We start from the raw sequence: 25,199 nt of genomic DNA, 5'->3' as shown, positions 1-25,199 counted from the left end.
ATGGCACGCGAACTGAGCTACACCGACCTGCTCGAATCAAACAGCTTCCTGCGCAACCTGAGTGACACCACCTACTGGTTGTGCATCACCCGGACGGTGCAGGAATCCAAGCTCTTCCCGATGAACCCCTACATGTTGCTGTCGTATCTCAACAGCTTCTATCGTCTGCCGACCCTGCTGCGCGAGATCGATTCCGTGGTATCTGCCGAGGAACTCGGAGATCGCGTTCGGGAGAGCAGTTTCAAGGTCGACACCGTCAACGCGGCGTGGGGGATGCCGACGTTCTACCTCCTCGGCCGCGAGATGCTGCTGTCCTGGGGGCTGATCCGTTCCCAGGACGCTGTCGACGATGTGGTCGACGTCCTCGACTTCAGCCGGCGCTTCAATCTGTCGTACCACCGCAACGATGGACACATCACCAACAAGGAGTTCGGCGACCGGTCGCAGTTCCTGCCCGAACGCACCCTTGACGGATTCAACGACCAGCTCGTGGGGGTCTCGGCCGGTGACCGTCTGCACACCGCGACCGTCAAACTGCTCGCGACCCTGTCACAGTATGCGTTTCTCGCGCACTGCGAGTGCCGCATCGGCATCCACAACAGCGGGCCGTACAACTTCGGGGACAACAAGCAACTGCTGGTCCGCGACTTCTTCGACCTCGCCGAAGGCGACTACCCCTGGCTCGACGGCATCGCGGTCGGTCTCCCGCACAACAACCTGACCATCCCGATCGTCTTCAAGGACACCAGCTTCCGGCTGGTGGACGACTGGGCGTCCTTCGAGGCCGACCCCAGCTACGACGCCGCGAACATCGCGGCCGTCGGTATGTACACCTCGGACGCACTCACCGACGGTTACGTCCCGGTCGGAATGGACAACGCCGAGATCCTGGCCGAGACGATGGAGCAGTACCGTGAGGTCGTCACCGAAGCGACCGCGGACCTGTGGAAGCGGATGGCAACCTGGACCCGCGAGCAGATGATCGACGCCGGTGCGCTGGTGTACTCCTCTGTCGGCAAGGATTTCGCACACCTGGCCGGTACGTACCGGCAGTCGGACTGGCTCGAACTCGATGGTCGCGTCCAGCGCTTCAAGACACTGATGAACGACGAATACGCCCGTGACAACCTCGCGGAGATGGTCGGATTCCTGGGTCTACCCCAGCAGAAGGCCAATCCGTACACCATGGCGCGGTATTCGGGTCTGAACCAGAACATGATCAGCGCCATCCCGTATTCGGTGCTGTCGGAGAAGGATTACGCACCCACCGTCGGTGCCGAGCTCAGCGGCTGGTCGAGCCTCGACGCCAAGAACGGACTGTGGACCACCAGCGCCGGGCGCCTGGAGATCGACGACTACAACAAGCGTGTTCAGGGCTTCACACCGACGATCCACGACGAACGATTCCGCTACCTGGACGAGGAATGGGTCAAGTGGAATCACGGTACCGAGCGCGCAGCCGAACTCTATCGGGTGGGCCGTCCGGCCACGCCGGGACAGGACCCGCGGTGACCGGACAGCACATGCAACTCGGTGACCTGATCACCAGGGCGGCACGCGCCTACCGGGACGCGCCGGCCCTGGTGCACGGGTCGCGGACGGTCAGCTTCATCGAATTCGACCGTCTCACCGACAAACTCGGCAACGCGCTGCTGGCCCGCGGACTCGAACCCGGCGATCACGTGGCCGTCCTGATGCCCAACGGTATCGACGGTGTCGTCGCCTACTACGCCCTCGCCAAGGCCGGCCTCGTCCGGGTACCGCTCAACGCTCGCGAGACCGATGTCGAACTCGCTTACAAGATCACCGATTCGGCGTCACGCGCACTCATCACGGACGGCCGGGTGCCGGCCGAGGTGGAGATCGAGATCGGTGTCGATGAGCTCGACGGCATGATCGCGGGGGCCGATGACGCACCGTGCCGTGTGGCGCGGGATCCCGAAGCCCCGCTGCGCCTGGCCTACACCGGCGGTACCACCGGCAAGCCCAAGGCCGTGGTACTCACCACGCGCAGCGAACTCGCCGAGGTCGCCAACTTCCTCGTCGACCTGCTGCCGGATCTCACCCCGGACTCGGTGATGCTGCATGCCGCACCGATCACCCACGGCAGCGGCGCATTCTTCCTCCCACACCTGGTGAAGGGGGCCCGCAACGTCATCCTGCCGAAGTTCTCCCCGCAGGCATTCGCCGACGCGGCCGTCGAGCAGGGTGCCACCGCGACGTTCATGGTGCCCACGATGATCGCCATGCTGCTCGAGGACGCGACCATCGACCGCGACAAGTTGCGCCTGAGCAGGCTCTGCTACGGAGGAGCACCCATCGCACCGGCCCTGCTGGCACGTGGAATCGAGACCCTCGGAGAGGTTTTCGCGCAACTCTACGGGCAGGCGGAGGCACCGCTGGCGATCACCTGCCTGCAGCCGTGGGAACACACCCCGCAGCGGTTGGCTTCCGCAGGCAAGCCGTACACGTTCGTCGAGGTCGACATCCGCGACCCGCAAGGCAACTCGTTGCCGGCGGGGACGCCGGGTGAGGTGGTCACTCGTGGACCGCACACCATGAGCGGCTACTGGCGACGACCAGAAGCGACGGCGGAGACGTTGAGCGCCGATGGATGGCTGCGCACGGGCGACATCGGACAACTCGACGCCGACGGCTACCTGTACCTGTTCGACCGGCGGCACGACGTCATCATCAGTGGCGGGTTCAACGTCTATCCCCGTGAGGTCGAGGACGCGCTCCTCACCCATCCCGCGGTCCGCGAGGCGGCCGTGGTGGGCGTCGACGACGACCGATGGGGGCAACGCGTCAGCGCGGCCGTGGTGCTCCGCGAACCGGTCGACGACCAGGTCTTGCTCGACCACTGCGCCGAGCGGCTGGCCGGGTTCAAACGGCCCCGCTACATCGAGCGATGGGATGAGCTCCCCAAGAGTGCCGTCGGAAAGTCGCTGCGTCGCACCGTTCGTGAATCGATGCAGAAACCACTGGAGGTAAGTGAACATGCTTGACACCGCAGATCTGGCCCTGCACGGGCTGACCCTGAAACAGCTGGCCACCGCCGAGCAGCTGGCCGACATCATCGACCTCGACGCCGCGGTCATCGGCGAAGCGCTCGACACCGCGGTCGGCGACGGAGCGGTGGTCGCGGCCCGCGGCTCGTACATGATCGGGCCTGCCGGCCGCAAGAAGCTCGACGACATCTACCCGACAGTGTTCGCCGACCAACGCGCCGATGCCGAATTGGTCAGTACGCTGGCCGATTTCGAGCAGGGCATCAACAAGCAGATGCTGTCGCTGATGACGTCCTGGCAGACCGTCACGGTCGACGGTGCGCAGCAGCCCAACGATCACTCGGATCCCGACTACGACGCGAAGGTCATCGACAAGCTGGCCCGTCTACACGACAAGGCCGAGCAGCTGCTGGCCCCCTTCGCCGGGGCGGACCCGCTCACCAAGCGCTTCGTCGGACGGCTCGATGCAGCACTGCACAAGGTGGACCAAGGCGACCACGAGTATGTCAGCAACGTGCGTCTCGACTCCTATCACACCGTCTGGTACCAGATGCACGAACATCTGCTGCGCATGATGGGCGAGGAGCGGGACGAATGAGTGCGGCGGTCATCGACCCGGCCGTCCTCCGGATCACCGACCTCACCGACGAGCCGGCCCGGGAACTGGTGGGCGGCAAGGCCTGGAGCCTGTGGCGGATGAGTCGACTGGGACTTCGCGTACCCCCGGCGATCGTCATCACGACGCGCTCGTGCGCCGAGTACTTCGACCGTGGCCGCACGCTGCCGGACGACGTGTTCGAGCAGATCCGCGAGGGCATCGCCTACCTGGAGGAGCAGACCGGCCGCACCTTCGGTTCCGGACCCAACCCGCTGCTCGTGTCCGTCCGGTCGGGTGCTGCGGTGTCGATGCCGGGGATGATGGACACCATCCTGAACCTCGGCATCAACGACGACACCGAAGCCGCGTTGGCCGCCGAATCCGGGCATCCGGGGTTCGCCGCGGACGTACACCGCCGTTTCGGCGCGTTGTACGGCAAGCTCGTCGCCGGGTGCCTCGACGATCTCGAGGACCTGCCGGACATCGCCGCCGTGCGGGCGGCGATCCGCGAGGACTCCGGTACCAAGATTCCCTCCGACCCGATTGCGGCGCTGCGGAACTGCGTGGCCGCCGTGTTCGACTCGAGTCAGTCGCGACGGGCGAAGGCCTATCGGGCGCACTACGGGATTCCCGACGACCTGGGCACTGCGGTGACCGTGCAGGCGATGGTGTTCGGCAACCTCGACGACGTCTCGGGTACCGGCGTGTTGTTCACGCGCAACCCGTTGTCGGGGGAGAAGGAGCCCTACGGCGAGTACCTGCCTCGGGGACAGGGCGAAGATGTGGTGTCCGGCCGGGTCACACCGCGTCCGCTGTCCTGGCTCGCCGATCAGAACCCCGATGTCCATCGCGAGCTGATCGCCGCCGCGGATCTCCTGGACACCGAGGGCCGCGACGCCCAGGACATCGAGTTCACCGTCCAGCACGGCACGCTGTACCTGTTGCAGTCCCGACCGGCCAAACGGACTGCGCAGGCCGCGGTGCGAATCGCCACGACCCTGGTGAACGAGTCGACCATCGACGCCGCAACCGCATGCGCGCGGATCTCCGCCGAGCAGATCCGCAATCTGTTGCGACCCTCGATCGATCCCGAAGCGGTGCACGGTGCGGAGCCACTGGCACAGGGGGTCTCGGCCAGTCCGGGCTACGCAGTCGGTCTGGCGGTCGCCACCGCGGAGGAAGCGCAACAGCAGCCGGGCTCGATCCTCGTGCGCGAATCCACGAGTCCCGAGGACGTGCACGGAATGATCGCGGCCGCCGCGGTGGTCACCGAGAACGGTGGTTCCACCTCGCATGCCGCGGTCGTCAGCCGCGCCCTGGACACTCCCTGCGTGGTCGGTTGTGGCACCGGGACCGTCGATGCGCTCGTCGGACGGATCGTCACGGTCGACGCGACCGGCGCGCGGATCTACGACGGGGAGATCACCGGGCGGGCAACGAATGTGGACGGCGACGCCGACCTTGCGGCGCTTCTCCGGTGGGCGCAGACCATGTCGCCGGTCCAGGTGGTCGGGACGGGCGATGCGCCCACGGTCGACTTCGACGCCGACGTCGCGTTGCGTGAGTCCGGAGCAGACCTCCCGTCGATCCCCACCGGCGTGCACACCGTGCGCGGGTCCTATTTCGAGACCGATGCCGGTGTGCGCGCAGCACTCGATGCCGGCGCCTGTGTCGTCGTCTCCGACAACCCGCTCCCGATCCACCTGGCCGCCATCGCTCACCGAAAGGCCGCATCATGAGTTCTCCGAGCAACACGACACCCACCGCCGACTTCGGCCCCGACGAGATCAGCGAGATCCTGAACACCTTTGCCGCCTCGGGCTGGTCGGGCATGCGTCTACGTGTGGGCGACGTCGAGGTATCCGTCGGCAAGGACGCGCCACCCCCGGAAGCGCCATCCCGAGCCGCGTCCGCACTCGCCCCCGCCGACCGGACGGTTCCCCCCGACCCGCCCGTTCCCGCTGGTCGAGTAGCTTCCGAGCCGCTAGGCGAGGCAGCGTATCGAGACCCCCCCGCCCCCGACCTCACCGGCGCCGTCCCGGTCACGTCCCCGACCGTTGGAGCCTTCTGGGCCGCACCCGATCCCGGCTCACCCCCATTCGTCGAGGTGGGTTCGCACGTCGCCGCAGGCGATCAACTGGCGATCGTCGAAGTGATGAAACTGATGAACCCGGTCGTCTCCCCGGCGTCCGGTGAGGTGGTCGCGATCAAGGCCGTCAACGCCGAGATGGTGGAGTACGGTCAGCCCCTCTTCCTGATTCGTCCCGATGAGTAGTCCGCAAGCCCTCGTCGGCGACCCGGCCGTCACGCGCCCGGCGGGTACAGCGGTCGGATCGGTGCTGCGGCGGGTGCTGATCGCCAACCGCGGGGAGATCGCCGTCCGGGTTGTCCGTGCCTGTCGCGCACTGGGTCTCGAGAGCGTGGTGGTGGTCTCGGAGGCCGACCGCGACGGGATGGCTGCACGGGTCGCCGATCGGGCGGTCTGCATCGGACCCGCAGCGGCCACGGCCAGCTACCTCAACCGGGATGCGGTGCTGGCCGCCGCACTCGGCTCCGGATGCGACGCCGTGCATCCCGGCTACGGATTCCTCTCCGAGAACCCCGATTTCGCGCGAGAATGCGTCGCCGAGGGGCTGACGTTCATCGGTCCGAATCCGCGGATCGTCTCCGGTACCGGCGACAAGTCGGTTGCCCGCGAGATCGCCGCGAACGCGGGAGTGCCGGTGTTGTCCGGCTCCGACGTCACCACGAGCCCGGACGCCGCGGCAACAGCCGCTCTGCGGATCGGGTTCCCGGTGCTCATCAAGGCGGTCGCGGGCGGCGGCGGACGGGGTATGTCCGTGGTCACCGATGAGGTCGAGCTGCGCCGAAAGCTGCCCACCGCAGTGGCGGAGGCCACGGCGGCCTTCGGGGACGGACGGATCTACGTCGAGAAGTTCATCGGCCGCGCACGGCACATCGAGGTGCAGGTGATCGGTGACAAGCACGGCAACGTCGTGCATGTCGGCGAACGGGACTGCAGCGCCCAGCGTCGACACCAGAAGGTCATCGAGGAATCGCCGGCCCCGGGCATCTCCGAACAGGTGCGGGCTGCGATCCACCGGGCCGCGATCCAGTTCGCGCGGGCGATCGAACTCGACAGCGCCGGCACGGTGGAGTTCGTCTACGACGCCGACACCGAAGAGTTCGCCTTTCTGGAGTTCAATGCCCGCATCCAGGTGGAACATCCGGTCTCCGAAGCGGTTTCGGGCATCGATCTGGTGGCCGAGCAGATTCGTGTCGCCGCGGGGTTACCGCTGTCGTTCACACAGGACGATGTGCGTTCGGTAGGACATGCCATCGAGGCCAGGCTCATGGCCGAATCGCCGGAACGCGGCTTCGCGCCCACCCCCGGAACCATCCGAACCTGGTGCCCGCCGTCCGGGAAGGGCATCCGCGTCGACTCGCACTGCTACTCCGGTTCCGTCGTGAGCCCCTTCTATGACTCGCTGATCGCCAAGATCATTGCGTACGCGCCGACACGGGACGAGGCAGCCGACAAACTGGTCGCCGCGCTGCGCGAACTCGTCGTCGACGGCACCGACACCACGGCCGGATTCAATCGATACATCCTTGCCCACGACATCTTTCGCACGGCTTCGGTGACCACCCGCTGGATAGACCAGGTGGGCGCCGACGAATACCGCAGCATCCATGAGGAGACGACATGAGCACATACCTCGACTGTGCCGACCGTGCGGTCGGCGGCAGGCGCACCATCGACGTCATCGACCAGACCCTGCGCGATGGTCCGCAGAGCTGGTGGGGGATGCGGATGACCAAATCGATGGGTCTGCCCATCGCGGGTGAGCTCGACCGCACGGGCTTCCACACCATCGACCTGGTCGGCAGCTCGATCTTCGAAGTCCTGGTGCGCCACTGCAAAGAGGACCCGTGGGATCAGCTGATCACCCTGTCGGGAGCGATGCCGCGCACCACCGTCCGTGCGGGCACACGCAGCAACGGAATCGTCACATTCGGGCTCACCGCGGACAGTGTCATGGACCTGTGGATCGAGCGGCTGTGCGCTCACGGGATCGGAAGCTTCTGGATCTACGACGGACTGTTCAACACGGACAAGATCGCCCGGCTGACCAAGGTCGCGCAATCCAACGGCGCACAAGCCATACCGTGTATCCTGTTTGCCGACAGTCCTTTCCACACCGACGAGTACTACGCCGGCAAGACCCGGGAACTGGTGGCGCTCGGTGCCGACGGCATCGAACTCGAGGACGCCGCCGGACTGCTCACCCCCGAACGGGCCCGCTCCCTGATCACGGCGATCAAGAAGGAGGCCGGCGATCTCCCGGTCGAGGCCCACTTCCACTCGAACAACGCGCTGTCGCCGCTCAACTATCTGGAAGCGGTGCTGGCCGGTGCGGACCGGGTACACACCGCGAGCAGGCCACTCGCCGCCGGTGTGTCGTTGCCCTCCACCGAGAACACCATCGCGAATCTGCGGTACGCCGGGTTCGACGTGAACCTCGACGACTCGCGACTGGCGGCCGTCGAGCAGCACCTGCTGAACGTGGCCAAGATCGACGATCTGCCGGTCGGCAAGCCCGCCGAGTTCTCGCTGTTCCAGTACCGGCATCAACTCCCCGGCGGCATGGCCGGAACCTTCAAGGCGCAGCTCAAGGACCGCGGGATGGAGGACCGGTTCGAGGAGGTACTGGACGAGATGTCGCGGATTCGGCAGGAACTCGGCTACCCCGTGATGGCGACACCGTTCTCCCAGCTGGTCGGAACCCAGGCGGTGCTCAACGTCGTCACCGGCGACCGATACGCCGTCGTCCCCGACGAAGTCCTGCTCTACGCCAACCGGTTCTACGGCGAACCGGTGGCCCCGGTCGACCAGAATGTCCTCGACAAGATCATGGACAGCCCCAAGGCCAAGAGCTACACCGATTGGCAACCGCCGCAACCAGAGCTTTCCGAACTGCGTAACAAGTTCGGCGGCAACATCTCCGACGACGAACTCATCCTGCGGCTGCTGGTCCCCGAGCACGACATCGACGCGATGCGTTCGACCCCGCCTCGGCAGGTCGACTACTCGTTGACCAGTCGGGAGATGGCCAACATCCGCAAACTGATCTCCACGTCGGTGGGCGCCTATCTGCACGTCGAGTCGGGGGCCTTCGAGCTGACCCTGCACGGGGACCACTGATGACGACGGCGGTGGAGCGGTCTCAGCTCACCGAACGACCGAACAAGCGTCGCGGTGGAGCAGTGGCGGGCGGATTGACGGTGGCCGAATCGCGGCCGCAGGTCGTCGACGGCCTGCTGCGCGGCGCACGCTGCACCGCGTGCGCGCACGCGGTGAGTCAACCCGATGTGCCCTGGTGCCCGGTGTGTTTCGCCGCGATCACACCGTGCGGGTTCGCGCCTGCCGGCCGGGTGTGGTCGTCCACCACGGTTCATCTGCCGGTCGGTAGGTGGGCGGCGCCGTTCGGGCTCGCTTACATCGACGTCGACGACGGACCGCGGGTTCTGGTTCACGTGCAGGTGGAGCCGCTGCCGCGCGGCGGGGAGCGGGTCGAGTTCACCTCGACCCGGGACGGCGATCTCGTTCAGGCCGGACTGGACGACGGGGCGCGCGCATGAACGCCGACGTCGCGGTATGGGGAGTCGGCACCTCCGACTTCGGGGTGATGCCGGACCGTCGGGTGGAATCCCTGGCCTGGCAGGCGGTTGCCGAGGCGATTCGCGACGCCGGCGTGACTCCACACGACGTCGACGCGATCATCGTCGGTTCCGTGTTCGGACCGCCCGGCGTCGCGACCCGGATCCAGCGGGGGCTCGGGATCGGTGCCGTGCCGATGTGGACCATCGAGAATGCCTGTGCCAGTGGCACAAGCGCTTACCACGAGGCGGTCACCGCCGTCGACCAGGGGCGGTTCCGGTGCGTGCTGGTGATCGGTGTCGAGCAGATGTCGACGCTGTTCACCGGCGCGATCGTGCCCGAGGCCACCGATCCGGAAGGCGCCACCGGACTCCCGCTACCCGGCCTCTACGCCCTGACCGCCGCCCGCTACATGGATGTGCACGGTCTCACCGTCGAGCAACTGGCCGCGGTGGCGGTGAAGAACAAGACGAACGGGATGGACAACCCGCGAGCACATCTCCGCAAGGAGCCGCCGACCATCTCGTCGGTACTGGCGTCGCGGCCGATCGCCGATCCCCTCACGATGCTGCAGTGCTGTCCCACCACCGACGGCGCCGGCGCGGTCGTGGTGGGCGCCGGACGACGCACTGCCCGTGACGTTCTGGTCGAATCGTCGGCGATGGTATCGGGTCGGCCGTGGGACCAACGCAACGACGAGGTGTGGGGATTCTCGTGTGTCCGTCGTGCCGGCGAACAGGCACTCACCCAGGCCGGACGAAGCATGAGCGAGATCGATGTGCTCGAGGTACATGACGCCTTCACGATCGGTGAGATCACCACCCTCGAGGCGCTCGGCATGACCGACGTCGGTGCGGGTGGTGATCTGGCGGTGTCCGGGCACACGGCCCGGACCGGGGCGCAGCCGGTGAACCCCAGCGGTGGACTGCTGTCCCGCGGCCACCCGTTGGGTGCGACCGGGACAGCGCAACTGGCGGAGGTGGTCTGGCAACTCCGCGGCGACGCCGAGGCGCGACAAGTGGACAGGCACGACGTCGGCATTGTCGAGACGATGGGCGGTGGGGCCGCCGGCATGGACGGAAACGCCTGTGTCGTCACGGTTCTGTCGGTGTGAAGCGAGACGAGGAGATATGAGCGAATCCGAAGTGTTCACCGTGACCAATGACGGGCCTGCCGGTCTGTTGGGTTTCCGTCCCGTGGCCGACATTGCCACCGTCGATGGTCGACGGGTGCGGCCCGGGCTGCTCTACCGCAGCGCCACACCACAATTCGTCTCCGACGCCGACGCGCGCGAGTTCACCGCGACCACGGGTCTGAGAACCATCATCGACCTGCGACTCGCGCACGAGGCGGACACGGAGGGCAGTGGTGGATTCTCGGGAAACGGGGTGTCCATCGTGAGCATCCCCTTCGCCATCCGCAAGCCGGTCGCACCGGGCTCGGCCGTCGCGCCGATGACGAGCCCGGACCCACTCGTCGGCACCTACCTCAACTACCTGACCGACCCCTCCTCCTTCCGCGCGATCGTCGACAGCCTGATCGAACCGGGCGCACTTCCCGCGCTGGTGCATTGCACCGTGGGCAAGGACCGCACCGGGGTCGCCGTGGCAGTGCTGCTCGACGCCCTCGGCGCGCTGCGTTCCGACATCGCCGCGAACTACGCGGCGCGCAGCGAGGATGTCGGGACGATGATGGAGCGGCTCTTCCAGATGACGAGCTACGGCCCGGCGGCCGGCACGTACCCGGCCGAGGCCTATCACGCGGATCCGGCGACCCTCCTGCGCTTCCTGGGGTGGGTCGACCTCATCCACGGCGGTTCCCGGTGTTACCTCGAGTCGGCCGGTATCGGCGCGGAGCAACTCGAGACACTCGCCGACCGACTGCTGGTCTCGGGCGCGGAACCGAGAACGCACCAGATTCTGCGCAGCGCGATCGTGCCGGCGCCCGCCGACGAGGCATGGGAACTGGTCGGCGACACCGCAGGCGTCCACAACTGGGTTCCCGGACTTGCCGACACGGAGGTCAACGGCGACGTGCGTACGGCGACGTTCGACGACGGTACGCAGGCGCACGAACGGATCCTTGCGCACGATGATGCGACCCGGTCGTATTCGTACAGCTATCTCGACGGGCCGATCCCCCTCGACAGCTATGAATCCACCGTCGCCGTGGGTCCGCATCACGATGGGAGCGGGTCGATCGTCGTCTGGAACGCCACGCTGCAGGCGGCAGACGAGGTGGTACAGGCCGTCACGGCGCTCTACGACGCAGGGATCGCGAGACTGGGGGACATCCTGCGGTAGTGCCGGCCGTACCTCCGACGTCGACCCCGGCGATCACCCCGCGGGCGAGCGCGCCACAGCGAACCCGTCGACCACCGATCTGAGGGTGTCGCGCCAGACCGCATCGAAATCCTTCGGTGCGACGCCGCGCCAGAAGCCGGGACCGGCGGGGGGTCGCTGTGCGGCCAGCTCGGAGGCGGCCAATCCCTGGCAGGTGGCGTGGAACGCGAAGATGCAATCGGCGTCGCCGCGGGTCGGGTGGATGAGGCCGGCGTCACGGGCGCGGGATATCCAGGCGGCCAGTGCCTCATAGCTTGCAATCGCGGCCTCGACGACGCGTGCCTGTTTGAGCGCGTCCGGAGAGATCTCGTCGAAGGTCAGGCGGAACAATGCCGGACGGGTGGTGGCGAATGCGCGAAATCCCGCTGTCCCCGCACGGACGAGATCGGCGGCCGGATCGTCGGTGGGGACCAGCGCATTGACCCGGGTCGCGAGATCGCGGTAGCCGAACGCGGCCAGGGCATCGAGCATGCCCTGCTTGGACCCGAACAGGGCATAGACCGCTCGATGGCTGGTGTCGGCGGCGTCTGCCACCCCACGCACCGACAGTGCGGCCTGTCCCTGGGCGAACATGAGATCGGCAGCCACGGTGAGCAGGTGCTCGGCGGTGGTGTCGTCATGAATTTTCGGCCTACCCATGTTGACAGCGTAGCGGAACGGCGTAACGTAACGATGTACCGTAACAGTGCTACGAAAGGTCGGATCATGGGCACTCGGGTGGTCATCGTCGGGGGAAGTATCGCCGGGCTCGCCGTAGCGGCCACGCTTGCGCCGATGGCCGACGAGGTCGTCGTGGTGGAGCGTGCCGACGAGGCCGTCGGCAGTGTGGCGCCGCAGGGCATGCTCCCGCACGCCATGTGCCTGGCAGGCAGCGCGGTTCTCGAGGAGCTGTTCCACGGATTCCATCGCGCGTTGCTCGAGCATGGCGCCGCACCTGCCGGAGAGGACCTGACGCGCATGCCGGTGTACTGGCATGCCGCCGGCGTCGCGCGACGACAGCTGATCCTGCCCGATCTCGGTTTCCCGCGGGCGAAGTGCGGACGCCGGCTGATCGAGCCGGAACTGCGGCGCCGGGTTCGCGCCTTGCCGACGGTCACCATGGTCCGTGGAACTGTGAACCGTGGTGTCCGCGATGATGTCGGCCGGTTGGTCGGCGTCGGCATCAAGAACGGCCCGTCATTCGACGCCGACCTGGTCATCGACGCCACCGGACGCGCAGGGCACTTCCGTCGCGCTGTCGAGGTTCCCGAACCGCCGATCACCGAGGTCGGTGTGGATCTCAAGTACACCGGGTTCGTCATCGAGCGGCGGCCCGACGACGCGGAGATCGGCGAGCTGATCCTGGTCCAGAACACGCCGACGCTGCCACGCATCGGTGGACTCCTCCCGATGGATGCACAACGCTGGCAGGTCATCCTCGGCGGCTACTTCGGTGACAGCCCGCCCACGGATCCGGAAGGTGCCCAACGGTTTGCCCGGACCCTCGCGGATCCCGTCGTCGCGCCCTTCCTGCAACGCCCATTCCTCGAGGAACCCCGCCGCTACACCTTCCGATCGAGCCTGCGCCACCACTGGGACTCTGTTCGCACGCCCGGCTACGTGGCGGTCGGCGATGCGGTCGCCAGCTTCAACCCCATCTACGGCCAGGGCATGAGTTCTGCGCTGCTGCAGGCGAAAGCGCTAGGGGACGAGCTGTCACGCGGTGTCACGCCCGGTGCCGAAGAACGGATCGCCGCACGGCTGAACGCAGTCGTGAACAATCCGTGGACGGTCGCCACGGGAGGAGATTTCGTCTACCCGACCACGCGTGGTCGTCGCCCGCCTGGCCATCGGATGGTGGCGAAGTACATCGAGCGGGTGATGCGGGCGTCGGCGGCCGATGATCGGGTCAATGCCGCTTGGACGGCAGTCCAGCAGCTTGTTGCCCCGCCCGCCTCCCTCTTTCGGCCGGCGATCGTCGGCCGGGTGCTCGCACGCCGGGAAAGTGGACTGCACATCGCCACATCTGACCCCGTGAACTGCTCAGTCCAGAGATGAGACGCTAGCCTGGACGTATGCGACGGACCTCATTCGAGAACTGGCCGTGCTCGGTGGCACGCACGATGGACGTCGTCGGCGACTCCTGGACCGTGTTGGTGCTGCGCGAGGTGTTCTACGGAATCCGACGGTTCGACGACATCCAGCGTGAACTCGGGATTGCGCGGAACACCCTCGTCGATCGACTGACGCGGCTGGTGGAGGCCGGTGTGCTGGAGCGACGCGAGTACCAGGCCGAGCCGCGGCGCCACGAGTACGTGCTCACGCCCAAGGGTGCCGACCTGTGGGGCGTGCTCCTGGCCATCACCGGATGGGGCGATCGCTGGATGGCCGATGAAGCGGGTCCGCCGGTCACCCTGCACCACACCGCCTGCGGACACGACACCGGCGTCGCGGTGGTGTGCGAGTACTGCGGCGAACCGATCCCGATCGAGGAATCCCGCATGCGTATGGGACCCGGATACCCCGATCACCTGCGCGAGCGTCCGGACATCGTCGAGCGTTTTCGCCGTGCGGGAACCGATCCAGGGTAGGCGTTGACCACCTAAGTCTTATTATGAGACGATGCAACTCACGATGATGTGAGGAAGGTGGTCCCGTCATGGAATGGACCGGAGTGCGCTATGCCGACGGCCCGACGGTCGAGGTGGACACGTGGATCGATGCGCCGCCGGAGGTCGTGTGGGACATCGTCACCGATGTGACCGTGATGCCCGAGATGAGCGATGAGCTCGCCGAGGCAGCGTGGACCGATCCGACGAGACCACCCGGCGTGGGCAGCACGTTCGTCGGCACCAGCAGGCACGACGCACTCGGGCAATGGTCGACGACCTCGCACGTCGTCGAATGGGACCCGGCCCGGCGTTTTGCCTGGGCGGTCGAGGACGCCGACACCCCGTCGTCACTGTGGCGGTTCACCCTTGACGCGGAGGACGGCGGAACGACGCTGCGACAGTGGATGCGGTTCGGGCCGGGTCGTTCGGGCCTGTCGTTCGCGATCGACGCGATGCCCGACAAGGAGCAGAAGATCGTGTTCGTGCGGATGCGTGAGTTCGAGAAAGCGATGTCGCGCACCGTTGCCGACATCAAGCGCCGCGCCGAGGCGGTGGACTGATGCGCAGCGCGACCACCGTCGAGGTATCTCAGTCACGTTCTGAGACAATCGATTTCGTACTCGAGGCCGAGCGTCTGGGGTTGGATGTGTGCTGGGTGGCCGAGGCCTGGGGATCGGACGCCCCGTCGGTGCTGGGCTATCTCGCGGCCCGCACCGATCGGTTGACGCTCGGCTCGGGCGTGATCCAGATCGGTACCCGCACCCCGGTGGCGATCGCACAGGCCGCGCTGACGCTCGCAGATCTGAGTGACGGACGTTTCGTGCTGGGACTGGGAGCCTCAGGGCCGCAGGTGATCTCCGGGTTGCACGGTGTCGCGTTCGACCGTCCACTGCGGCGGATGCGGGAGGCGGTCGAGGTGATCCGGCAGGTGTTCGCCGGTGACAAGGTGAGCTATCAGGGCCAGACCGTGACGATCCCGGCCGACGACTCGACCAGGCCGATGCGCCTGTCGATGGCGCCGAATCCGGACATCCCCATCTACCTGGCCTCCCTGTCGCCGAAGATGCTCGAGCTGACCGGTGCGATCGCCGATGGCTGGCTTGGCACCAGCTTCGTACCCGAAGGTGCCGACGCCTACTTCGATCACCTCGATGCGGGACTGGCATGGGCCGGACGGGTCCGCGCCGATCTCGACATCTGCCAGGGCGCGGAGATCGCGGTGTTCGACGACGAGGACGAGCTGGCGCGCCACATCGCCGGCCGCAAAGGCGAACTCGCATTCAGCCTGGGCGGTATGGGATCTGCGTCGACGAACTTCTACAACGCGGCCTATTCGCGGCAGGGCTGGGCCGACGTCGCCGATGAGGTCCGTGCCCGCTGGCAGCAGGGCGACCGGGCCGGCGCCGCCGCACTCATCACCGACGACATGGTGCTGGCCACCACGCTGATCGGGACTCGTGCGATGGTGCGCCGACGTCTGCAGGTCTGGCAGGAGACCGGCGTCGACACGGTCCGGATGTATCCGGCGGGGGAGACCGTCGGGGCGCGCCTGGACAATCTCGCCATCGGTCTCGAGATGATCGCCGAGACCGGTTCGGCCACCACCGCGTCGGCCCGGCGGTAGATTCAGATGCATGCTCGATCACGTCGCACTCCAGTGCGCTGACGTCGCCGGCGCCACCGACTTCTACACCACCGTGTTCGCTGCCATCGGCGTCACCGAGGCGATGCGCTTCGAGAACGACAGAGGAGTCGTCGTCGGGCTCGCCGGGCCGGACGGCTTCCCGAAGCTGTGGCTCGGTCCACTCGTCGACCCCGGCGATCGCCCGATCCACCTCGCCTTGACCGCACCCACCCGAGCCGCCGTCGACGACGTGTTCGCGGCCGCCCGCACGGCCGGCGCGATCATCTTGCACGAGCCGCGCGAATGGCCCGAGTATCACCCGGGCTACTACGGGGTGTTCTTCCGCGACCTGGACGGCAACAACGTCGAGGCCGTCTGCCACGGATTCGAGGGGTGAAACGGGCGGATCGGGAAGTATGGGGGGCCGTCGCATAGCGACCTCTCAGCTGCACTTGACCCCGCAGCCAGCTTGGGTGGGCACCATCGAGGGTGTCGAGCCCACAGACGATGTCGGGTTCGTCCAGACCACAAGAGCTGGATGCGGCAGAGACGCCGGGCAGACCGCGACCCACCGCCGCTGGGGGGCCACACGCTTACCGAACCGTCGGTGAGTCGGGGTGTGCCGGTGACCTGAACGCGCTCGAGCTCATGCCATGTGGCCCCGTCGCAGACCTCGTGTCGCGGCGGGGTCGCAGACTTCAGTCGGCCACATTCCGGCTCTCCGCCTGCCACGTCACGGTCACCGGCACCTCGTCATCCCACGGCTGTCTGGTGACGAGATCGGCGACCTGGACAAATCCTCGTTCGAACTCGCCGATCGCCGGGTCCACGAGCCGGTACTGCTGGGTCTGCCGATGAGCCGGCTGCGCGTCGAGTAACACGATTCGGACGTCGCCCGGCTCGAACCGGCACCGGCGCTGTAGCGAGGCGATCAACTGCTCATTGGACAGGTGGCCGTCGCCGAAGTTCCAGCCCATCGCGGTGCTGCAGATCCGCTCACCGTCGGTCAACACGTACTCCTGCTCAGGATTGCCGCGCATCGCCCGATGCGCCAACGTGAACAGCGCCCGACCATGACTGTTGAACGCGCGGAACGCATATCCCATGTACAGCGGGATCTGCGCGGCCTCGGGGCTGCCGTAGAACCGTTCGAGTTGCGCGGCGGGCATCGACGCGATCGCTACGATGTCCTTCTCGATCTTCGCCGAGGCCGACGGCTTCACACACCACAGCGAGGTGTCCCAGTTTCCCGCGTAGTAGCGCATACCAGGCAGGAACGAGACCTTGCGCGGCATCAGGTTTCCGATCACCACGGTGCCGGCGGACACGAGGAACAACACGATGGGCCACATCGACTGCAGGTCGGTCAGCCCCAGATCGGCATGCCCGACGAACAGGGTGACGACCCCGAACATCATGAAGACGTTCCACTCCAACGGAACACCCATCGGGATCGACGACAGGATGCCGAAGTGGAAGACCACCATGATGATCGCCGCGACCGCCGTCAGCCACCCACCATGGGAGAAGAACAGCACGATCGGCACGAGACCCTCGACGGCAGTGGAGAAATGCGCGATCCATCGGGATCGCTTACCGGGTCGCAGGTCGTCGGGGAAGTTCTCGAAGAACTTGCGCTTGACCTTGGGGGAGCGCCAGATCGGGTTGTTCGACATCATCGTCGCGATGACGAACGGGAAATGTTTGTTGAGCTTCGACGTCGCCGCACCCATCCAGATGCACAGGAAGATCAGTTTGGCGCCGATGATCATGTCGACACCGGTGAACAGGAACGTCACCGTCAGCGCGGCGTACACCTCGCCGCGGGCGGCGAGAAAGATCGTCTTGTCGCGCAGGCCCAGGACCGCCAGGAGAGCCAGGACGGTCCAGATCTGCCACACCGGCAGCACTCCGACCGTGGTGTCCAGCGCGGGAATCGGGCCCGTCCCGGGGGTGAACAGCGCGACCACCAGCATCACCAGGAACGCCGCGTACAGTGCGACGTCGACGACCTGACGGGAATCGCCGCGGGTGAGCGGGACGCGGCCGGGCCAGGGCGGCTGACGGATGGTCTGCGGGCGAAGCCAATACAGGATCGACCCCAACGGCGGGAAGAAGCGGTTGTTCAGCGGCCCGAACCCACAACCGAGGCCGACGACCTCGAACAGCATCGTGTACAGCACGACCTTCTGGAAGACGATCGGCTCGTTGTACCAGGCGGTGACGTCGAAGAAGCCGTCGATACCCGGTGTGGTGATGACGATGGCCCAGCCCACGAGGATGTAGGCCACGATCTTGCCGACATAGAACAGATGCAGTGCGACCGGGGTGCCGAAGCCGACCTCGGCCCAGTGCCGGGCCATCGGCCGGATCTTCTCCGCCCGACTGCCCTGACTCCAGGTCGGGAAGTCGATCTGGGGGGTGGTCTGTTTCAGGAATCCCACCGTTGCGAACCTAGCAAACCAAGCTAGTGCTTGGTAGGGGTTCCGACGGTACCGTTCCGTCTACTCGAAGTCGATCTCCACGTCAGCGCTCGTCGGGGTCGACTGGCAGGTCAGCAGGTACCCGTCGGCCGCATCCTCCGGTTCGAGGGCGATGCCGTCGCCGCGGTCGACCTCGCCCGACACCAACCGGGCCACACACGATCCGCAGTCGCCTTCTCGGCAGGAGTACGGTGCATCCACATCGGCGGCCAGCATGGCGTCGAGCAGTTTGGTGTTCTCCGGACATGTCACCGTGTACGTTGTGCCGTCCAGTCGAGCCGTGACCGTGGCGCATGCGGCGTCCTCGCCCGCCGGCGCGGTGTCGAGCGTGAACGGATCACCGGTCAGCGACACATAGCGTTCGACGTGCACGTGGTGGTGGTCGGCGCCGGTGGCGGCGAGGGCGCCTTCGACGAGGTCCATGAACGGGGCCGGGCCGCAGATGAAGGCCTCGTCGCCGTCGGCGATCGTGCAGTGTTCACCGACGGATTCCGCGGTGGGTAGTCCGCGCTCGTCCTCCAACCAATGCACCACCGTCAGCCGGTCCGGATACCGCCGGACGAGGTCGTCGAGGATGTCGCGGAAGATCACCGAGCAGGCGTCCCGGTTCGCATAGAAGAGGGTGACCCGGTTGCTGTGCTCGATAAGAGCCGCCTTGATGATCGACAGCACGGGGGTGATCCCGCTTCCGGCAGCGAACAGATGCAGATCGTGGTCCCACCCGTGCGGGGTGAACACCCCTGACGGCGCGAGCAGGTGCATCGTCATGCCGACGGTCGCGTTGTCGCACAACCAGTTCGATCCATATCCCTGGTGGGTGCGTTTCACCGTGATCGCCGGCCGCGGGTCGATACCGGGAGCCGTCGACAGCGAATAGCTGCGTGCGACGAATCCGGTGACCTCACTCGGGATGCGGATCGTCACGAATTGCCCGGGCCGGTAGTGATCGTGCCCGGGCCACTCGAAGGTGATGGTCCGCGCGTCGGCGGTCTCGTCCCGGACGTCGACGATGGTGGCATCGAGGCCGAGGGTGCGTGGTCGGACGGGTGCGGCAAGCTCGGTCATGACACGCGTTCCTCCGACGAGATCAGCGGAAGTGCTCGATACCACAACTGCCCCAGCGCATTTCCCAACTCGACGATCTCCTCGCGACGTGGTGTGCTGGCTGGTAGGCCCACGTGCACGTAGGCCATCTGCTCGGTCGCGCAGCCGAGGGTCTCGGCCAGCATGTGCTGGTCGCCGGCCTCGATCAGGCCCTGTTCGGCCAGCCGGTTCAGCCAGCGTTCGGTGCGCTTCACGAAGTCGCCGCGCAGGTTGAGCCAGAGCTGCTGGAATCCCTTGTTCTCGCTGGCGGCAGCTGCTTCACGCAGCAGGCGCAACATGTGCCGGTTGCGCGCATAGGCCTGTAGGTAGGTGGTGTTGACACCGATGAGTGACTCCAGTTCGCCGTGGGCATGGTCGGGCCGCAGCCGCGCCTTCGCGAGCTCTTCCAGCGACGGTTTGAGCGCTGCCAGGAAGATGTCGTCGAGCCCGGTGAAATGGCGATAGAAGTTGCCCTGAGCGGTGTTGGCCCGGTTGGTGATGTCGGAGATGCGGGTACGGGTGTAGCCGTACTCGGTGAAGCACTCCTCGGCCGCGCGGATCAACTTGTCGCGGGTCTGCTCGCCGCGGCGATTCGGCCGTTTGGGCGTCGCGCCGGTCTCCTCGACCAGGCCGGCGGCAGTGTAGATGGCGTCGATTCCGTCGGTCATCGTTGCTCCTTCGAACCTCAGTGGAGGGATCAGGCGGGTAAGGCGTTGTGTCGGATCAAGGGTGCCAGCGCGTGATCGGAGGGAAGGTCGGGTGGCAGGTAGGTGAGCAGTTCGTCTACGTAAGTGTCTCTACGATCGGCACTCCCCGCCGCATCTCCCGCGTAGATCGTGCCGCTGCTGCCGTCGACGGTCACGGTCTGCCCGGCCAGGGTGGTGGTCAACCCGGAACCGCAGCCGACCACACATGGCAGCCCGATCTCGCGACAGACCAGCGCCGCGTGCGAGGTGGTTCCGCCGACCTCGGTGACCACCGCAACAGAATCGAACATGGCCGGGACATCGGCGGGAGACGTGGACGGTCGTACCAGAATGACCTTCTCCCCGCGCGCCGCCGCATCGCAGGCGTCGTCGGTGTCGGTGTACACCACGCCCACCGCGACGCCCGGACCCGCCGCGGTGCCCCGAGCCAGCACGGCGGCGTCGGATGCCACCGCCGACTCGTTCGCCAGCACCTGCGCATGGTCCGCACTGATCCGTGACAGCGCTTCGGCACGGTCGATGAGACCCTCGCGGACAAGGTCGACGGCGACGCGCACGGCAGCGCGCGCCGATCTCTTCCCCGAGCGGCACTGCAGCATGTACAGCTTTCCGCTCTCGACGGTGAACTCGATGTCGACGAGGTCGCGGTGCTCGCGTTCCAGGACGGTGGCGATCTCCTGCAACCGATCGAACAGTTCTGGTGCGTGACTGCCGAACTCGCTGATGGACTCCGGGGTGCGCTCACCGGACACCACGTCCTCGCCCTGCGCCTGCCTCAACCACTCACCGAACAGCGCGTGCTCGCCGGTGCTCGGGTCGCGGCTGAACACGACACCGGTGCCGGAACGGTCGTCGCGGTTACCGAAGACCATCGCCTGTACCGTCACCGCGGTGCCGCCGCCTGCGCCGAGGCCGTGCCGCTTACGGTAGGCGGTGACGCGCTCGTTGGTCCAGGATCGGAACACCGCGCCGATGGCCTCACGTAGCTGTTCGAGCGGATCGGCGGGCGGCATCGCGGTCCGGTCGCCGCGGACGATGTCCCCGAAACCGGTGCAGAAGCGCTCCCACGTGTCGTCGGCCCAGACGGGATCGCCGGTGGCCGAGCCGATCTCGTCGGCCAGTTCTCGGGTGAGCCCGAGGTTGAGCACGGTGTCCATCATGCCGGGCATGCTCTGCGCCGCCCCCGAACGGACCGAGACGAGCAGGGGGAACGGGCCCGTGCCGAACCGCCTCCCGGTCTCGGACTCCAGAGCGCGCAGATGCTCGAGCACGGTCTCCCAGACGTCGGTGGGCAGTGCACCGCCGTTCTCGTGAAAGCGTCCGCACACCGGGGTGGTCAGCGCGAACGCGGGCGGTACGGGCAGGCCCAGGGCGCGCATCTTGTTGACGCTGTACGCCTTGCCGCCCAGCAGGTCCCGGTCCGCGGGTGCGGTGCCGTCGAGGGTGACGACGTCGGGGGTGGTGGGGATCGGACTCATCGGGATAGTCCCTTCGTGGTGGGGGCCGTACGAGGTGAGGTCAGTGGGGCGGGCAGCAAGGCGGCGCGGATGGCGGTCAATCCGCCTTCGACGGGAAGGTCGACGCCGTTGATCCAGGCGGAGTCGACGGACAGCAGGAAGTCGACGGCGGCCGCGGACTCGGCGGCGGTGCCGTGTCGGCCCACATGGGCCGCGGACCGGGCGATCGCGTCGGCGCCCATCGAGGCCTCGAAGTCGACGAGGATCGGGGTCTCGGTCGGTCCCGGACTCACCGAGTTCGCCCGGATCTGGCGCAATTGCAGTGCAGCCGAGAGGGATACGGTCCAGTCGACGACCGCGCGCTTGGAGGTGTCATAGGCGGCCGCGCCGTCGATTGGATGCTCGGCGAGCCAGTCGTCCAGACCCTCACGATCCGTGACATTCAGCAAGGCCGCGACCGCGTCGGACGGCAGTGTGTTGCGGTGTGCCGCAATCGAGGCGACATTGACGATGCTCGCGCCCGGACCCATCCGTTCGAGGACCCGGAAGGTGAGGGCACGCATGCCGAGGGTGTTGACCGCCAGCACGGTTCCCGCGGGGGCGGTCCCCGGTACGCCGGCCACGTTGGCGAGCGCGTCGACGTGATCGGGCAGGTGGAGATCGGTGATCGCGTCGAGATCCGACAGGTCGCAGGACGCGGATCGCACGCGGGTGTCCGGACATTCGGTGAGGTCGATGCCGAGGACATCCGCGTTCGGCTCTCGGTCCAGGATGCGCGTCACCAGCGCCAGCCCGATCCCGGATGCGGCGCCGGTCACCACATAGGTGCGGCCGCGGGCGTTGCTGCTCATGCCATCACCGCTTTGATCTCGGTGAACTCGGCGAGGCCGGTGGCGCCGAGTTCCCGTCCGTACCCGGAGTTCTTGACGCCGCCAAACGGTACGCCGGGCCGTTCCCGGGTCTTGACGCCGTTGATCTTGACCTGCCCGACGTCGAGTTGATCGGCGACTTCCACGGCGTGCTCCGCACTGGCCGACCACACCTCGGCCGAGAGTCCGTAGTCGCAGTCGTTGGCCAGTTCGATCGCCTCGGCCACCGAGTCGTAGTACTGGACGACGAGCACCGGACCGAAGATCTCCTCCCGGACGGTTCGGGCATCGGGCCCGAGGTCGGTGACGACCAGCGGGTCGACGAAGCACCGCGAGTCGCCGATCGCGACGCGCTCACCGCTTCCCGCGACGACCCGTGCGGTGTCTCGAGCGAGGGCCGCGTGCTCGAGCACACGCTCGGTCTGCCGCCGTGACGCCAACGGACCGTGGGTGGTGGACGTGTCGGTCGGGTCACCGAGCGTGACGGCGCTCAGCGTTTGCACCAATGTCGATTCCACGGTGAACGTGGCGGCACGCGGGGCGAGGATCCGGGTGGTGGCGTTGCAGGCCTGCCCCGAGTTGACCAGGCCACTGGCCAGAACCCGCGGCAGGACCGTCTCGAAGTCGGCGTCGGGCAACACCACCGCCGGCGACTTCCCGCCGAGTTCGAGAGTGGTGCGGGTCAGTGCGCCGGCGGCCGCGGCAGCGACGGACTTTCCCGCGCCGACGCTCCCGGTGAAGGAGACGTGGGCGATGCCGGGATGGCCGGCGAGCGCGGTGCCGGTCACCGGGCCGGTGCCGTTGACGATGCTGAACGCGGCTGCCGGAAGCCCGGCGTCGAGGAAGCATCGCCGGATGAGCTGGGCATCGAAGGGTGTGGCCTCGGACGGCTTGAGGACCACACTGCAGCCGGCGGCCAGCGCCGCGGCCACCTTGGCGACGATCTGGTGGACCGGCATGTTCCACGGGGTGATCGCGGCGACCACCCCGGCCGGTACCCGGTGCAGGGTCGCACCGTTCATCGGCTCGTCCCATGGGAACTGTTCTGCCGCATCGGCGATCGCGTTGAGGACCGCGACCGGCATCACCTGCTGCGTGGCGACAGCCAACGTCGTCGGCATACCCATCTCGGCGGTCACGGTGTCCGCCACCGACTGCCCACGCGCCGTGAGGATCTCGGCGGTACGCCGCAGGACAGTGGCGCGGCCGGCGACATCGACGGCTGACCACAACCGGAAACCCGTGTCGGCCAACGCCACCGCCTCATGGACCAGTGCCGCATCGGCCTCGTGCGTCACGCCGATGACGGTGTCCGTGTACGGGTCGACGACGGGGATCTCATCGCCGGTCCCGACCGTGCGGTCGACCATGTGTGCGGCCGGCGAGACCAGGCCGGCGGGTCGGGCACTCTGAACGCTGGTCATCCGCGCTCCCCGATGGTGACCGGCAGCGTCTTGATGCCACGGAAGAAGTTGCTCTGCAACCGGTTCGGCTCGCCCAGAACCTCGATCTGAAGGTTGCGCTCGATGATCCTGGTGAAGAACAGTCGGGCCTCCATCTTCGCCAGGTTGGAGCCCAGGCAGGCGTGCGCACCCCATCCGAACCCCAGGTGCTCGTTGGGGAAACGGTTGCCGATGAACGTTTCCGGGTCGTCGAAGACGCGGTCGTCACGGTTGGCCGAGCAGAACCACATGACGACCTTGTCGCCTGCGGAGATCTGTTTCCCGTGCATCTCGAGATCGCGTGTCGCGGTGCGCCGCATCGACAGCACCGGTGAGACCATCCGCACCATCTCCTCGACGACCACACGGATCTTCGCCGGGTTCTCCCGCATGAAATCCCACCACTGAGGATTCTCGGCAAGCAGATTCACGCCGCCGGACAGCAGGTTTCGCGTCGTCTCGTTGCCCGCGACCATCAGGATCAGGTAGTACGCGTCCAGGTACCCGCGCGAGAGCGGGACACCGTCGAGTTCGGCGGCGGTCAGCACGCTCACCAGGTCCTCGGCCGGGCACTCGCGGCGCAGTTTCTCCAGGGCGCGGAAGTAGCCGAACACCTCGTCGCGCGCTGCGATCGCCGTCTGCGGTCCCTCGGAATAGTCGGGATCCTCGCTGGCCATCTGATTGGTCCAGCGCAGCAGGTTCGGGCAGTCCTGCAGCGGCGCGCCGAGCAGGCGGCCGATCATCACGAGCGGTAATTGCGACGAGACGTTGGCGACGAAGTCGATATCGGTGCGCCCGGTGGTGTCGTCGAGCAGACCGTCGATGACGGCGGCGATGTCCTTCTCCAAGGACTTGAGCTTCACCGGCCGCACATGGGGCGTGACGATGCCGCGCAACGGTCCGTGCTCCGGCGGGTCGACGTGGTGGATGCTGCGGGCGCCTTCCCCTTCGGCCCGTCTGCTGGCGATCTGAGTGCCCTGCGTGACGGTGAAATCCTCATGATTGGACGCGACCGCCTTGACGTCGTCGTAGCGGGTGACCGACCAGAACCCGGGGCCGTCGGGTTCGGCGTTCCAGTGCAGCGGGTCGTTGTCGCGCAGGTGGGCGAACAGCTCATGGTCGGTGCCGGCGGCGAAGGGCCGTAGGTCCATGAGGTCGATACTCTCGACGCTTGTCATCTCGGCTCCCGGGGTGATGCTCGGAGGAATCTGGTTTGCGACTGCCCTTTCACTAAATCATAGACTATGGTGTGCTGTGAACCACAAAGGTGAAACAATCTTGAACGCGTCACCACGAGGTACGGGCCTGGCGGGCCGGTCCCCAAAGTGAC

The 25,199-nt window shown here is 66.9% G+C and carries 23 protein-coding genes; 15 read left to right on the top strand and 8 right to left on the bottom strand.

What is annotated here, in order from left to right; translation table 11 throughout:
* Genes ACVT6V_RS03570 through ACVT6V_RS03525 form a run of 10 tightly spaced genes read left to right on the top strand, consistent with a single transcriptional unit; the run spans window position 1 to window position 11,574 of the window.
* Window positions 1-1,512, top strand: coding sequence for a hypothetical protein (locus tag ACVT6V_RS03570; protein WP_489898439.1), 1,512 nt, complete (start codon window positions 1-3; stop codon window positions 1,510-1,512).
* A complete protein-coding gene (locus tag ACVT6V_RS03565) occupies window positions 1,509-3,008 on the top strand; it encodes a class I adenylate-forming enzyme family protein (protein ID WP_489898438.1) in 1,500 nt (499 codons plus the stop codon). Before ACVT6V_RS03570 ends, ACVT6V_RS03565 begins: the two co-directional genes overlap by 4 nt.
* The gene (locus tag ACVT6V_RS03560; RefSeq protein WP_489898437.1) at window positions 3,001-3,609 is read left to right on the top strand and encodes a hypothetical protein; all 609 of its coding nucleotides are present in this window, start codon (window positions 3,001-3,003) and stop codon (window positions 3,607-3,609) included. The genes ACVT6V_RS03565 and ACVT6V_RS03560 overlap by 8 nt, the downstream gene beginning before the upstream one ends.
* A complete protein-coding gene (locus tag ACVT6V_RS03555) occupies window positions 3,606-5,348 on the top strand; it encodes a pyruvate, phosphate dikinase (protein ID WP_489898436.1) in 1,743 nt (580 codons plus the stop codon). Before ACVT6V_RS03560 ends, ACVT6V_RS03555 begins: the two co-directional genes overlap by 4 nt.
* Window positions 5,345-5,884, top strand: a complete 540-nt coding sequence (locus ACVT6V_RS03550) for an acetyl-CoA carboxylase biotin carboxyl carrier protein (protein ID WP_489898435.1) — start codon at window positions 5,345-5,347, stop codon at window positions 5,882-5,884. Before ACVT6V_RS03555 ends, ACVT6V_RS03550 begins: the two co-directional genes overlap by 4 nt.
* Window positions 5,877-7,319 (top strand): acetyl-CoA carboxylase biotin carboxylase subunit, encoded by a 1,443-nt coding sequence (locus tag ACVT6V_RS03545; RefSeq protein WP_489898434.1) that lies wholly within the window; start codon window positions 5,877-5,879, stop codon window positions 7,317-7,319. The genes ACVT6V_RS03550 and ACVT6V_RS03545 overlap by 8 nt, the downstream gene beginning before the upstream one ends.
* Window positions 7,316-8,815 carry a carboxyltransferase gene (locus ACVT6V_RS03540; RefSeq protein WP_489898433.1) on the top strand — a complete coding sequence of 500 codons (1,500 nt, stop codon included), beginning with the start codon at window positions 7,316-7,318 and terminating at the stop codon, window positions 8,813-8,815. The genes ACVT6V_RS03545 and ACVT6V_RS03540 overlap by 4 nt, the downstream gene beginning before the upstream one ends.
* A complete protein-coding gene (locus tag ACVT6V_RS03535; RefSeq protein ID WP_489898432.1) occupies window positions 8,815-9,252 on the top strand; it encodes a Zn-ribbon domain-containing OB-fold protein in 438 nt (145 codons plus the stop codon). The genes ACVT6V_RS03540 and ACVT6V_RS03535 overlap by 1 nt, the downstream gene beginning before the upstream one ends.
* Window positions 9,249-10,385 (top strand): thiolase family protein, encoded by a 1,137-nt coding sequence (locus ACVT6V_RS03530; protein WP_489898431.1) that lies wholly within the window; start codon window positions 9,249-9,251, stop codon window positions 10,383-10,385. The genes ACVT6V_RS03535 and ACVT6V_RS03530 overlap by 4 nt, the downstream gene beginning before the upstream one ends.
* Window positions 10,386-10,401: 16 nt before the next feature.
* The gene (locus ACVT6V_RS03525; RefSeq protein WP_489898430.1) at window positions 10,402-11,574 is read left to right on the top strand and encodes a tyrosine-protein phosphatase; all 1,173 of its coding nucleotides are present in this window, start codon (window positions 10,402-10,404) and stop codon (window positions 11,572-11,574) included.
* 33 nt (window positions 11,575-11,607) lie between these two features.
* Here ACVT6V_RS03525 and ACVT6V_RS03520 read toward each other — a convergent pair whose 3' ends face one another.
* Window positions 11,608-12,252 (bottom strand): TetR/AcrR family transcriptional regulator, encoded by a 645-nt coding sequence (locus ACVT6V_RS03520; protein ID WP_489898429.1) that lies wholly within the window; start codon window positions 12,250-12,252, stop codon window positions 11,608-11,610.
* A 66-nt stretch (window positions 12,253-12,318) separates the two neighbouring features.
* Between ACVT6V_RS03520 and ACVT6V_RS03515 the strand changes: the two genes are divergently transcribed.
* The 5 genes from ACVT6V_RS03515 (at window position 12,319) to ACVT6V_RS03495 (ending at window position 16,225) form a co-directional block, all read left to right on the top strand.
* Window positions 12,319-13,650, top strand: a complete 1,332-nt coding sequence (locus ACVT6V_RS03515) for an FAD-dependent oxidoreductase (protein WP_489898428.1) — start codon at window positions 12,319-12,321, stop codon at window positions 13,648-13,650.
* 17 nt (window positions 13,651-13,667) lie between these two features.
* Complete coding sequence (locus ACVT6V_RS03510; RefSeq protein ID WP_489898427.1) at window positions 13,668-14,183, top strand: winged helix-turn-helix transcriptional regulator; 516 nt, start codon at window positions 13,668-13,670, stop codon at window positions 14,181-14,183.
* Between the two features lie 68 nt (window positions 14,184-14,251).
* Window positions 14,252-14,764, top strand: coding sequence for an SRPBCC family protein (locus ACVT6V_RS03505; RefSeq protein WP_489898426.1), 513 nt, complete (start codon window positions 14,252-14,254; stop codon window positions 14,762-14,764).
* On the top strand, window positions 14,764-15,828 hold the full coding sequence (locus tag ACVT6V_RS03500; RefSeq protein ID WP_489898425.1) for an LLM class flavin-dependent oxidoreductase: 1,065 nt from the start codon (window positions 14,764-14,766) through the stop codon (window positions 15,826-15,828). The genes ACVT6V_RS03505 and ACVT6V_RS03500 overlap by 1 nt, the downstream gene beginning before the upstream one ends.
* Window positions 15,829-15,838: 10 nt before the next feature.
* Window positions 15,839-16,225 carry a VOC family protein gene (locus tag ACVT6V_RS03495; protein ID WP_489898424.1) on the top strand — a complete coding sequence of 129 codons (387 nt, stop codon included), beginning with the start codon at window positions 15,839-15,841 and terminating at the stop codon, window positions 16,223-16,225.
* 301 nt (window positions 16,226-16,526) lie between these two features.
* Here the strand turns inward: ACVT6V_RS03495 and ACVT6V_RS03490 are convergent, their stop codons facing one another.
* The 7 genes from ACVT6V_RS03490 to ACVT6V_RS03460 are packed head-to-tail and all read right to left on the bottom strand — an operon-like array spanning window position 16,527 to window position 25,047.
* Window positions 16,527-18,272, bottom strand: a complete 1,746-nt coding sequence (locus ACVT6V_RS03490) for a DUF3556 domain-containing protein (protein ID WP_489898423.1) — start codon at window positions 18,270-18,272, stop codon at window positions 16,527-16,529.
* A 60-nt stretch (window positions 18,273-18,332) separates the two neighbouring features.
* Window positions 18,333-19,376: a 2Fe-2S iron-sulfur cluster-binding protein gene (locus ACVT6V_RS03485; RefSeq protein ID WP_489898422.1), complete on the bottom strand. Its 1,044-nt coding sequence runs from the start codon at window positions 19,374-19,376 to the stop codon at window positions 18,333-18,335.
* Complete coding sequence (locus tag ACVT6V_RS03480; RefSeq protein ID WP_489898421.1) at window positions 19,373-20,062, bottom strand: TetR/AcrR family transcriptional regulator; 690 nt, start codon at window positions 20,060-20,062, stop codon at window positions 19,373-19,375. Before ACVT6V_RS03480 ends, ACVT6V_RS03485 begins: the two co-directional genes overlap by 4 nt.
* A gap of 29 nt (window positions 20,063-20,091) precedes the next feature.
* On the bottom strand, window positions 20,092-21,579 hold the full coding sequence (locus ACVT6V_RS03475; RefSeq protein WP_489898420.1) for a pyruvate, phosphate dikinase: 1,488 nt from the start codon (window positions 21,577-21,579) through the stop codon (window positions 20,092-20,094).
* Window positions 21,576-22,409: an SDR family oxidoreductase gene (locus ACVT6V_RS03470; RefSeq protein WP_489898419.1), complete on the bottom strand. Its 834-nt coding sequence runs from the start codon at window positions 22,407-22,409 to the stop codon at window positions 21,576-21,578. Before ACVT6V_RS03470 ends, ACVT6V_RS03475 begins: the two co-directional genes overlap by 4 nt.
* A complete protein-coding gene (locus ACVT6V_RS03465; RefSeq protein WP_489898418.1) occupies window positions 22,406-23,851 on the bottom strand; it encodes an aldehyde dehydrogenase family protein in 1,446 nt (481 codons plus the stop codon). Before ACVT6V_RS03465 ends, ACVT6V_RS03470 begins: the two co-directional genes overlap by 4 nt.
* Complete coding sequence (locus tag ACVT6V_RS03460) at window positions 23,848-25,047, bottom strand: cytochrome P450 (RefSeq protein ID WP_489898417.1); 1,200 nt, start codon at window positions 25,045-25,047, stop codon at window positions 23,848-23,850. The genes ACVT6V_RS03465 and ACVT6V_RS03460 overlap by 4 nt, the downstream gene beginning before the upstream one ends.
* Between the last annotated feature and the right edge of the window lie 152 nt (window positions 25,048-25,199).

It is taken from the genome of Gordonia sp. LMA167 (assembly GCF_058130025.1).
This window is presented reverse-complemented; position numbering and strand designations above follow the sequence as displayed.